The organism is Qipengyuania sp. 902 (genome assembly GCF_051195295.1).
Classification (GTDB): Bacteria; Pseudomonadota; Alphaproteobacteria; order Sphingomonadales; family Sphingomonadaceae; genus Qipengyuania.
The window spans coordinates 59,300-70,000 of sequence record NZ_JBNJLJ010000004.1 but is presented as its reverse complement, the minus strand read 5'-3'; the positions used below and the strand labels follow the sequence as shown (position 1 = coordinate 70,000).

The window sequence follows — 10,701 nt, the reverse complement described above, 5'->3', positions numbered from 1 at the left end:
CGTATAGACCGTACCCGAAACCGACACAGGTGGTCAGGTAGAGTATACCAAGGCGCTTGAGAGAAGTATCCTGAAGGAACTCGGCAAATTGCCTCCGTACCTTCGGAAGAAGGAGGCCCCATATCGACGCAAGTCTTTGTGGGGGGCACAGGCCAGGGGGTAGCGACTGTTTAGCAAAAACACAGCACTCTGCTAAGTCGGCTTCAAGACGACGTATAGGGTGTGACGCCTGCCCGGTGCTCGAAGGTTAAGAGGAGGAGTGCAAGCTCCGAATTGAAGCCCGAGTAAACGGCGGCCGTAACTATAACGGTCCTAAGGTAGCGAAATTCCTTGTCGGGTAAGTTCCGACCTGCACGAATGGCGTAACGACTTCCCCACTGTCTCCAGGATATGCTCAGCGAAATTGAATTCTCCGTGAAGATGCGGAGTACCCGCGGTTAGACGGAAAGACCCCGTGCACCTTTACTGCAGCTTCAGAGTGGCATTAGGAAAGAGTTGTGTAGCATAGGTGGGAGGCTTTGAAGCGACGGCGCCAGCTGTCGTGGAGCCATAGGTGAAATACCACCCTGCTGTTTTCTGATGTCTAACCTCGCACCGTTATCCGGTGTAGGGACCCTCTGTGGCGGGTAGTTTGACTGGGGCGGTCGCCTCCTAAAGAGTAACGGAGGCGCGCGATGGTAGGCTCAGGACGGTTGGAAACCGTCTGCAAGAGTGCAATGGCATAAGCCTGCCTGACTGCGAGACTGACGAGTCGAGCAGAGACGAAAGTCGGTCATAGTGATCCGGTGGTCCCTCGTGGAAGGGCCATCGCTCAACGGATAAAAGGTACGCCGGGGATAACAGGCTGATGATTCCCAAGAGCTCATATCGACGGAATCGTTTGGCACCTCGATGTCGGCTCATCACATCCTGGGGCTGGAGCAGGTCCCAAGGGTTTGGCTGTTCGCCAATTAAAGTGGTACGTGAGCTGGGTTCAGAACGTCGCGAGACAGTTTGGTCCCTATCTGCCGTGGGCGTCGATTGTTGAAAGGAGTTGCCCCTAGTACGAGAGGACCGGGGTGAACGTACCTCTGGTGTACCTGTCATCCTGCCAAGGGTGCCGCAGGGTAGCTATGTACGGACGGGATAACCGCTGAAAGCATCTAAGCGGGAAGCCTCCCTTAAGATAAGCAATCTTCGAACCGTCGTAGACCACGACGTTGATAGGCCGGGTGTGGAAGCGCAGTAATGCGTGTAGCTAACCGGTCCTAATAGTTCTTTTCGCGCTTGTAGGATCCATACCATCAACGACAGCCCTGCTGTCTGAGATCGGAGGAAACTTCGAAGCCGGATAAGCCCAGAAAGCTCAACAGCATCGATTTAAACCCATCCGCCTGCTTTATTGCTTGGTGGCTATAGCGTCTGTGACCCACCCGATCCCATCTCGAACTCGGCCGTGAAACCGGACAGCGCCGATGGTACTAGTGCTCAAGCACTGGAAGAGTAGGTCGTCGCCAGGCATTACAGCCGGCGGATGCGGATAAACCCATTCACGATTTCAAAAGCCGCTGCCGGTGCACACCGCGCGGCGGCTTTTTCGTCTCTGGACTTAGTCCATGAGATCACGGTGCCGCGGGGTGGAGCAGTCCGGTAGCTCGTCAGGCTCATAACCTGAAGGTCGTTGGTTCAAATCCAACCCCCGCAACCAATTTCACCCGATAGACCCCGCTAGCTCCCTCTGGAGCGGCGGGGTTTTGTCGTTTACAGCGGCACAAAAGCTTGGCGCGAAGCGCAAGGCGGGGCAGGGTGCGTGGCGATGACAGGGCTCACTCATTTAGACGAAACTGGCAGGGCACGCATGGTCGATGTCTCCGCCAAACCACCGACCCGGCGGGAGGCCGAGGCCAGCGCGGTGCTGACATGCCAGCGAGAAACCGTCGATGCGGTCGTTGCGGGCCGCACGCCCAAGGGCGCAGTAATCGCGACTGCAGAACTTGCGGGCGTGATGGCGGCAAAGCGGACTGCCGATCTCATTCCGCTCTGCCATCCGCTGCCACTGACGAAAGCCGAAGTGACGGTCCGGGCTGACCGCGATCTGCCAGGCTTCCGGATCGCTTCGCGTGTGGCCACGAATGGGCCGACCGGGGTGGAGATGGAGGCTCTGACGGCTGCGACGATAGCCGGGCTGACGATGTACGATATGCTCAAGGCGATCGACCGCGAGATGGTGATGGGCGAGGCGAGGGTGGACAGCAAAACGGGCGGTGCAAGCGGCGACTGGCAGCGGAGGGAAGAGGCTGGCGATGAATGACGACAATCTCCTGGCCACAGCGACAGCGGCGCACGCCACGATAAGGCACTACATCGGAGCATTGCACGACCTGGTTGGCTCAGCCGTGCATGAAGACGGCCGGGTGTCGCCTGCATTGCTCGAAGCAGAACAACGCCAAGTGCATGGCTACGCGTGGGCTGCGACACTCGTCGCCTCGCTCGAGTCCGGCTTGGACTGGGCGCAGCGCGCGCAAGCATCTGAGAGCTTCGGGGAAATAGAGCAACTGGTGCTGTCGATCGTGTTCGCCGAATATTGCGGTCAGCTCGTCGGCGGACTTCCGATGAGCCAGACCGAAATTGTTAGGCCGGAGGACTTCGGCGTTGGTGACGCGGCAGCCAAGCTACGCGAAGATCCCCATATCGCGTGGTTCCTGCGCGAAGGAACCACACCAACGAAGCGCGCCCGGCTTGCTGCGCTCGCAGCGGACGGCGTACGGCCGGACGAGGGGCTGGACGATGAGACACTCGACCTGATCCGCACCCAATTCCGCACCTTCACTACCGAAAAAATCGCGCCGAACGCCCAACGCTGGCATCTTGCGGACGAATTGATCCCTCTCAAAACCATCGAGCAGATGGCCGAACTCGGCGTGTTCGCGATCTGCATCGACGAGGAGTATGGCGGTCTCGGTCTCGGAAAACTTGCGATGTCGGTCGTATCGGAGGAGCTTTCGCGCGGGTGGATCTGTGCCGGCTCGCTCGGCACGCGCTCGGAAATTGCGGGGGAGCTGATCGGGAAGAACGGGACGGCAGAGCAGAAAGCGCGCTGGCTGCCGGGCATCGCCGACGGTTCGCTGCTGCCGACCGCGGTGTTCACCGAACCCGATACCGGCTCCGACCTCGCGTCGGTCCGCACGCGAGCCACGCGGCGCGACGATGGCAGCTGGGAGGTTCACGGCGCAAAGACGTGGATTACCCACGCCGCGCGTGCCGACCTCATGACCATGATGGTCAGCACCGATCCCGAAAAGCCCGGCTATGGCGGACTATCGATGCTGATCGCTGAGAAAACGCGCGGTGCAGAAGGCCTGGGCTTTCCCGACCACGGCCTCTCCGGCGAAGAGATCGAGGTTCTCGGCTATCGCGGAATGAAGGAATACACGCTCGGCTTCGATGGCTTTCGCGTGCGCGCCGAGGGCTTGCTCGGAGGCAAGGAAGGCGAGGGCTTCAAGCAACTCATGCGGACTTTCGAGGGGGCTCGCATCCAGACGGCTGCGCGGGCCATCGGGGTTGCGTGGAACGCTTTCGATCTTGGCCTGCAATATGCGCTCGACCGCAAGCAGTTTGGCAAGACGCTGATCGACTTCCCGCGCGTGTCGGACAAGCTGGCGCTGATGCTCGCCGAAATCGTGGTGGCGCGCGAGCTCACCTATTCTGCCGCCCGCCATAAGGACAAAGACGAGCGCTGCGATATTGAGGCCGGGATGGCGAAACTGCTGGCGGCACGCGTCGCCTGGAGTGCTGCCGACAATGCAGTCCAGATCCACGGTGGCAACGGCTATGCGCTCGAGTATCCGATCAGCCGGGTGCTATGCGATGCGCGCATCCTCAACATTTTCGAAGGTGCCGCCGAAATCCAGGCGCAAGTGATCGCGCGAGGCTTGCTCCAAGAACAGCGCGGCTAGCAGTCGCCCGCGGTCGCATAGGCGCGGCAGAAAACTTCGACCGCGCCCTCGATCCTTTCGCGATTGCGCTTTTCGTCAATCGGCTGGCCGAAGCGCCTTTCGAGGTCGCCCATGCCTTTACACATGCTCGCGAATTGCTCGGCTGCTAGCTCTGGATCATCGACCTCAAGCTCACCCGCGTCGTTGAGTGCGGCGATGAGGGCGCTGAAGGCCTTTTTCATCCGGTGCGGCCCCGCAGCGAGGAACGCCTTGCCGATTTCCGGCTCATGCTCGGTCTCGGCTGCGATGCGTCGTTCGAACTGCACCATCTCGTCGCGCGAGAGGAAGGCGACCATTGCCTCGCCGATGGCAAGCAGGCGTTCGCGCAAGGTGCCGCGCGGCATTTCTCCGATCGAGAAATGACCGCGCATTATCTCGCATTGGGTTTCGACCGAGGCGACGAACAGCCCGCGTTTGTCCCCGAAATGGTTGTAAACCGTGACTTTAGACACCCCCGCATCGGCAGCTACCTGCTCGATCGAGGCGGCGGCGAACCCGCGATCGAAGAAGGCGCGCGTCGCGGCGGCGATAATCGCCTTGCGCTTTGCGGCATCGACGGGCCGCCCCCCTCTTCTATTAACGTCGCTTGATAAAATGAACGGTCCCGTTCAGTTGAACGCCTGCGTTCAGTAATGAACGAGTCGCAAGGGGAAGGCAAGCAAGCGCATGATCTGGATCGCGATCCGCATGCTGACCGGGGACGCCCAGAAGTTCTACGGGCTCGTCTTCGGCATCGCCTTCTCAACATTGCTCATCACGCAGCAGCTGACCATTTTCGTCAATCTGATCGAGCGAGGTGCAAGCGGGACGTACAATGTGTCGAGCGCCGACGTCTGGGTTATGGACCCGGTCAGCCGCACGGCCGATGTGAACTTCCCCATGCCGTCGACTGCGCTGGACAAGGTGCGTGGTGTGACCGGCGTCGAATGGGCGGTGCCGCATCTTCGCGCCGGCGCCAGCGTCCGCACCAGCGAGGGCGATCTGGAAGGCGTGTCGGTGATCGGCGTGGACGATGCGACGCTGATCGGGCTGCCCAAGCGGATGGCGCAGGGCAGTATCAACGTGCTCTCGCAACCGGACAGCGTGATCATCGACGATGTCGGCCTAACGCGGATGTTCGAAGACGGTCGCTCTCCCATCGGCGAACGGCTGGAGCTCAACGACCAGCGCGCGGTGATCCGCGGCGTGGCCGATGCCATCCCCAGCTTCACCAGCCAGGTCACACTTTATACCAAATATAGCCAGGCGCTGCGCTATGTCCCCGGGACGCGTAATCGCCTGTCCTTCGTGTTGGTCGGGGCGGAGCATGGTGTTTCGCCCGAGGAGCTGACCCGCCGTATCGAGGAACAGACCGGCCTGCGTGCCCGCACCCGCGACGAGTTCGCGCAGGACGGGGTCGATTTCATCATCCAAAACACCGGCATTCCGCTCAACTTCGGGATCACCGTCCTGCTCGGCTTCATCGTCGGTGTTGCAATCGTCGGGCTGACCTTCAGCCTCTTCATCCGCGATAACATCAAGCAGTTCGGCGCGCTGAAGGCGATCGGTGTGACCAATGGCAAGATCCGCAAGATGGTGGCCGCGCAGGCAGGTCTCGTCGGGCTGATCGGTTACGGGCTGGGCGTGCTGGGCACGGTGTTTTTCATCTGGGGCTTTTCGGGCAATCCGACCTTCAAGGGCTTTTACATTCCTTGGCAGATCCCGCTCATCAGCATGGCGGCAGTGTTCGTGATCCTCGCGCTGACCGGCTGGCTGGCACTGCGCAATGTGCTCAAGACAGAGCCTGCTTCGGTGTTCCGCTGATGGCCGAGACCGATATCCAGGCTGCTACCACGGCTCAGGCCGCAATCTGCTCGCGCGGGGTCACGCGCGACTTCAAGGCGGGTCAGCAGACTATCACCGTGCTGCACGGTATCGATGTCGACATTCGCGCCGGCGAGCTGACCTATGTGGTCGGCGAGAGCGGATCGGGGAAGACGACGCTGATCTCGATCATGTGCGGCATCCTCTGGCCGACCGCGGGCGAGGTGAAGGTCTTCGGCACCGACATTTACGATCTTTCCGATACCGAACTGGTCGAATTCCGCCTCAACAACATCGGTTTCATTTTCCAGCAGTACAATCTCATCCCCTCGATCGATGCGGCCAACAATGCCGCCGTGCCGCTTATCGCGCAGGGAATGGATCGGCTGGAGGCGCGCGAAAAGGCGGTCGCCATGCTGGAAAAACTGAATATCGGTAATCAGGCGGGCAAGCTGCCGAGCCAGCTTTCGGGCGGCCAGCAACAACGCGTCGCCATCGCCCGTGCCCTTGTTCACGAACCCCGCCTGGTAGTCTGCGACGAGCCCACCGCCGCGCTCGATGCCGCCTCAGGGCGCAAGGTCATGGACCTGCTGCGCGAAGTTGCGGTCGCGGAAGACCGCGCCTGCATCATCGTGACTCACGACAACCGCGTTTTCGATCTCGCCGACCGCATCCTCGTGCTCGAGGACGGCCGCATTACGCATGACGGCAGCGAGATGCCGGAAGGACACTGACATGGCATTCGACTTCAGGAACATGAGCTTCTCGCGCCAGATACTGCCGGTGATTGCAATTATCGGCCTGGTGGCAGCCGTGATTTTCATCTTCTTCGACCTGCCCGACCGTGAGCTGACCGAACCGGACCGCGAGCCGCCGCGCGCACCCGACGCCATGGCGGAATCCTCGCGGGTCGCCGGGGCGGGGATCGTCGAGCCGTCGAGCGAATTGGTGCAAATCGGCTCGGCTTTGTCCGGCCTCGTGACCAACCTCTTCGTGCAGCCCGGCGACAGGGTGAGCGAGGGCCAAGTGCTGTTCACCGTCGATGACCGCGCAGCCCGTGCATCCTTGCAGGAAGCGCGAGCGGCGATTGCCGAAGCGCAAGCCTCCATTGCTGAGGCGAACACGACCCGCGCGACGGCGGGCCGCCAGCTGGCACTCTATCGCAATATCGACGATCCGGCTGCCGTCAGTCGCGCGGAAGTGATCCGGGCGGAGGGCGAGGCGGCATCGGCGAACGAGCGCCTGCGGCTCGCGCGCGCCCGGCTGGCGGCCGCGCAGGCCCGAGCCAATTCGGCGCAGACGGAGATCGGCCGCCTGACCGTCCGCGCACCGATCGCCGGCGAAATCCTGGCGGTGAACATCCGCAAGGGTGAGTATGTCTCCACGATGGGCGGTGGCGGCAATGCGCAGCCCTTCATCGAAATGGGCCAGACCCAGCCCCTCTATGTCCGCATCGACATCGACGAAGAGCAGGCCGCCCGCGTTGCGATGGGCGCCGACGCCATCGTCAGCCCCCGGGGCGCGGCCGAGCGCCGGGTGAAGGCCAGTTTCGTTCGCGCAGAGCCGCTGGTCGTGCCCAAGCGCTCGCTCACTAATTCGGCGCAGGAACGCGTCGATGTGCGCGTGCTGCAGGTGCTTTACGAACTGCCGGAGAGCAATGGCCTCTTCCGTGTCGGCCAGCAGGTCGATGCGTACATTCCCGCTGGCACCGGCGAGCAGGATGACCGGGAATGATCCGCCATTCGCTTTTGTGCGCGGCTGGCGCGCTCGCGCTGGCAGGCTGCGTGGCGGGACCGCCACCCGAAGTCGCGACGCCCGCTCCGGTCCTGCCCGAAGCCTATTTCTATGCGCCGGACACGGCGACCGAAGTCGCACTCGCGTCATTGCTTCCGGTCGCCGACCCGGCCTTCGACACGCTGGCCGCGCAGGCGCTCGCTGGCTCCCCGACGCTGGGCGAAGCGGCTGCCCGCATAGAACAGGCCCGCGCCGGGGCCGACCGCGCCGGGGCCGAGCGCCTGCCATCCATCGGCGCAAATACTTCGGTCACCGGACAGCGCACAAATCCCTCGCAATTCGGGTCGGACCTCCCTCCCGGCATCGCCTTCGACACCGAGCGGGTGTCCTATGCGGCCAATCTTACCGCCCGCTGGGATCCCGACATCTTCAGTCGTTTGCGGGCGCAGGAGCGTGCAGCTCTGGCGCGAGTGGATGCAGCCACCGCTTCGGCACGCGGAGTCCGCAATGCGCTGCTGGCGGAGATCGCAGCGAGCGTCATCGACTGGCGCACGTTGTCGGGTCGTGAGGATGCGATCCGCTCCGACCTTGCCGCCGCCGAAGAGCTGGCGCGGCTGGCAGGCGTGCGCGAACGGGCGGGCATTGCGCCGGGCTTCGACCGCGTGCGGGCGCAAAGCGCCGCGAGTGCTTCGCGCAGCCGATTGGCCGCGCTGGCAGGCGAACGCAGTCGGCTGGTCGGACGGCTGGTGACGCTGACGGCGCAGAGCGCGCAGCAAGTCCGCGCCGCGCTGGTCCAAGCGGCACCGCCTCCGCGAACTGGTGCTGTACCGGGCAGTCTTCCCTCAAGCCTCCTGATCAATCGGCCGGATGTCCTCGCAGCGGCCTCGACGCTGGCGGCGGAAGATGCCGAACTCGCTGCGACCGCGCGGCGGCGGTTTCCGACATTCGACCTGTCCGCCGTTGTCGGCCTGCTGACGTTCAATCTCGCCGATCTGTTCGACGAGGACTCGCTGGTCGGTTCGCTGGCCGGCTCCGTGGCGGGGCCGCTGCTCGACTTCGGCAGGATCGAGGCGGAGATCGACGGTGCAGCGGCAGAAAAGCAGGCCGCGTTCCAGGCTTATCGGGGCGGGGTCTATACGGCTCTGGGCGATGCCGAGGCGGGCTATGGCGTAGTATCCGGTGCGGCGGCAGAGGCCGAGGCTGCGGCACGTGAAGCCGCTGAGCTGGCGCGTGCCGCGCGCCTCGCGAACACTCGCTACGAAGCTGGTCTGTCGGACTTCCTGACTGTGCTGGAGGCGCGCCGAGCTGCCGATGCGAGCGGCGAGCGTGCGGTCGCGGCTGCGGGCCGGGTCCAGCGGGCGCGGGTGTTGCTGTGGCAGGCGCTCGGTGGCAGCGACCTTCCCTGACCGCCGTTATTTAGCCATGAGAGAATAAAGGGCCCGAGGCGTTGTGCCCCGGGCCCTTTATTGTCGCTATATCGGCGTCGCTTAGAAGCGGGCGCGGATGCCGACGCGGTAGTTGCGGCCGATCGCATTGCCGATGAACGGGTTGAAGCTCAGCGGCAGCTGTGCCTCGGCCGGTTCGGCATCGGTGAAGTTCTCGATCGCGGCCTGTAGCTGCAGGTCGGCACCGGCCAACACCAGATCGTAGGTCACGGCGATGTCGTGCTGGGTATAGGATCCGCTCTCGACACCGAAATTGGTGCCCTGACCGTCCGCCGTGACGAAGCAAGGGTCGCGGAAAGAACCGTCCGCATTGACGCAGCGGTCGTCGGTCACGCCGTCGATATGCACCAGCGAGTAGCGTGCCGCGACCGGTCCGAACCGCAGGTTGGCGAAGGCGTTCGCGCGCCATTCCGGCACGGTGTTCGGATCGCGGAAGTAGTTGCCGAGACCCACCGCATCGTAGGGCTGCAACACAGTCTCGCCCTGGACCACGAACTCGTCGAACTTGTAGTCCAGATTGTAGACCGCGTTCCCGCCGAACGAGAACGTTGCATTGTCGCCGATCGGGAAGGATGCGTTCAGCGCGAAATCGAGGCCCGAGATCTTTACGTCCGGTCCGTTCACGAAGTCGGCGCGGACGCGGCTGATGTCGATACCCGTCGTCACCCCCTGGATACATTGATTGCCCGAGAAGGTGATCAGATTGGCCAGCGGATCGGAGCAATTGACCGGTTCGTTACCCGAAGTCTGGAAATTGCCCACCCGGCTGGCGATGGCGTTCGCCGGCGTGATGGTGATGCGGTCTTCCAGATCGATGGACCAGTAGTCGACGGAGAAGGTGACATCGGCGCCGCCGATCGGCGCATTGAAGATCGCGCCGATGTTATAGGTGAGGGCGGTTTCCGGCGAAAGATTCGTCGGATTGCCATAGATATCCTTCGACTTGTAATTGCCGCCTGCCGCCGTGAAGCCTTCCAGCGCGGTCACGAAATTCGGCGACACGTTGGAAGCGAGCGGACCGCGGAAGGTCGTGCCGACGGAGCCGCGTAGGGTCACCCAGTCGGTAACCTGCCAGCGTACCGAGCCCTTCGGATTGATGGTCGAGCCGATCGGATCGCCGTAATCCTCGAAACGGATTGCCGCAGCGAGTTCGATCGCATCGGTAATCGGCGCATTCAATTCGGCAAAGAACGCATAAACGCTCTGGTTGAGCCGGGTCGGACGTGAGCCGCCCAGGAAGATGAACGGGCCGACGCCTTCGGTCGTGGTGCCGACGCAGCTGGTGTCGCCTTCTACGAAACACGGATTGATGTCGAGGTTGGACTCGTCGTTGAGCGGCCGGCTGCTGAATTCATTGTCGCGAACCTGCGCGCCGACCGCGAAGGCCAGCGGCCCCCCACTGAACTCGATGCCGGTTTCACCCGAAAGGACGAGATCGAGCACAACCTGCTGCTCGTATTCGCGCGTGCCATTGGGCACCTGCAACCAGGCAACCAGCTCCTCGCTGTTCTCGGCTCCGGGAACGTAGAAGGGGTTGGCGATATTGTAAGTGCCGTTCCCCGGCCCCGCGTTCACGAATGGGTTGAAATACTGGCACCCGTTTGCGCCCGGCGTGGTACCGGTACAGTCTGCTCCGCCGAAGCCATTAAGCGCGGCCTGCAGGCGCGAGCCGACGATGCCCGGGGCAAAGAAGGTGCGGCGCGATTCCCAATAGGTGCCATCCACTTCGAGACGCAGCGAGGGCG

General features: G+C 62.8%; 8 protein-coding genes, 1 tRNA gene and 2 rRNA genes (1 of these 11 running past the window's edge). 9 read left to right on the top strand and 2 right to left on the bottom strand.

All coding sequences use genetic code 11. The annotated features are described in order from the left end of the window. The 5 genes from ACSH0F_RS12510 to ACSH0F_RS12490 form a co-directional block, all read left to right on the top strand. Positions 1 to 1,271: ribosomal RNA gene (locus tag ACSH0F_RS12510) — 23S ribosomal RNA — on the top strand; it begins 1,532 nt to the left of the window's first position. Positions 1,272 to 1,384: 113 nt separating this feature from the next. Further along, positions 1,385 to 1,499, top strand: a 5S ribosomal RNA gene (gene rrf, locus ACSH0F_RS12505). Between the two features lie 111 nt (positions 1,500 to 1,610). Continuing rightward, positions 1,611 to 1,687 (top strand) — tRNA-Met (locus tag ACSH0F_RS12500). A 108-nt stretch (positions 1,688 to 1,795) separates the two neighbouring features. Continuing rightward, a complete protein-coding gene (moaC, locus tag ACSH0F_RS12495; protein WP_435203295.1) occupies positions 1,796 to 2,290 on the top strand; it encodes a cyclic pyranopterin monophosphate synthase MoaC in 495 nt (164 codons plus the stop codon). Then, on the top strand, positions 2,283 to 3,935 hold the full coding sequence (locus ACSH0F_RS12490) for an acyl-CoA dehydrogenase family protein (RefSeq protein ID WP_435203293.1): 1,653 nt from the start codon (positions 2,283 to 2,285) through the stop codon (positions 3,933 to 3,935). Before moaC ends, ACSH0F_RS12490 begins: the two co-directional genes overlap by 8 nt. Here the strand turns inward: ACSH0F_RS12490 and ACSH0F_RS12485 are convergent. Next, complete coding sequence (locus tag ACSH0F_RS12485; RefSeq protein WP_435203291.1) at positions 3,932 to 4,345, bottom strand: TetR/AcrR family transcriptional regulator C-terminal domain-containing protein; 414 nt, start codon at positions 4,343 to 4,345, stop codon at positions 3,932 to 3,934. The genes ACSH0F_RS12490 and ACSH0F_RS12485 overlap by 4 nt on opposite strands. 295 nt (positions 4,346 to 4,640) lie before the next feature. Between ACSH0F_RS12485 and ACSH0F_RS12480 the strand changes: the two genes are divergently transcribed. From ACSH0F_RS12480 to ACSH0F_RS12465, 4 genes are read left to right on the top strand one after another with little or no spacing between them, the layout of a single operon-like run. Next, the gene (locus ACSH0F_RS12480; protein ID WP_435203289.1) at positions 4,641 to 5,777 is read left to right on the top strand and encodes an ABC transporter permease; all 1,137 of its coding nucleotides are present in this window, start codon (positions 4,641 to 4,643) and stop codon (positions 5,775 to 5,777) included. Then, positions 5,777 to 6,511 (top strand): ABC transporter ATP-binding protein, encoded by a 735-nt coding sequence (locus ACSH0F_RS12475; protein WP_435203287.1) that lies wholly within the window; start codon positions 5,777 to 5,779, stop codon positions 6,509 to 6,511. The genes ACSH0F_RS12480 and ACSH0F_RS12475 overlap by 1 nt, the downstream gene beginning before the upstream one ends. Before the next feature lies 1 nt (position 6,512). Beyond that, on the top strand, positions 6,513 to 7,511 hold the full coding sequence (locus tag ACSH0F_RS12470; protein ID WP_435203285.1) for an efflux RND transporter periplasmic adaptor subunit: 999 nt from the start codon (positions 6,513 to 6,515) through the stop codon (positions 7,509 to 7,511). Further along, a complete protein-coding gene (locus ACSH0F_RS12465; protein ID WP_435203283.1) occupies positions 7,508 to 8,917 on the top strand; it encodes an efflux transporter outer membrane subunit in 1,410 nt (469 codons plus the stop codon). The genes ACSH0F_RS12470 and ACSH0F_RS12465 overlap by 4 nt, the downstream gene beginning before the upstream one ends. An 81-nt stretch (positions 8,918 to 8,998) precedes the next feature. On the opposite strand, the gene ACSH0F_RS12460 is transcribed toward ACSH0F_RS12465, so the two are convergent. Continuing rightward, a complete protein-coding gene (locus ACSH0F_RS12460; RefSeq protein WP_435203281.1) occupies positions 8,999 to 10,681 on the bottom strand; it encodes a TonB-dependent receptor domain-containing protein in 1,683 nt (560 codons plus the stop codon). Positions 10,682 to 10,701: the final 20 nt, after the last annotated feature.

What these genes read in the sequence shown, in the direction of transcription:
- ACSH0F_RS12470 (WP_435203285.1), top strand. Translation starts at nt 6,513, where the DNA reads ATGGCATTCGACTTCAGGAACATGAGCTTCTCGCGCCAGATACTGCCG.
- ACSH0F_RS12485 (WP_435203291.1), bottom strand. Translation starts at nt 4,345, where the DNA reads ATGCGCGGTCATTTCTCGATCGGAGAAATGCCGCGCGGCACCTTGCGC.
- ACSH0F_RS12475 (WP_435203287.1), top strand. Translation starts at nt 5,777, where the DNA reads ATGGCCGAGACCGATATCCAGGCTGCTACCACGGCTCAGGCCGCAATC.
- ACSH0F_RS12465 (WP_435203283.1), top strand. Translation starts at nt 7,508, where the DNA reads ATGATCCGCCATTCGCTTTTGTGCGCGGCTGGCGCGCTCGCGCTGGCA.
- ACSH0F_RS12490 (WP_435203293.1), top strand. Translation starts at nt 2,283, where the DNA reads ATGAATGACGACAATCTCCTGGCCACAGCGACAGCGGCGCACGCCACG.
- ACSH0F_RS12480 (WP_435203289.1), top strand. Translation starts at nt 4,641, where the DNA reads ATGATCTGGATCGCGATCCGCATGCTGACCGGGGACGCCCAGAAGTTC.
- moaC (WP_435203295.1), top strand. Translation starts at nt 1,796, where the DNA reads ATGACAGGGCTCACTCATTTAGACGAAACTGGCAGGGCACGCATGGTC.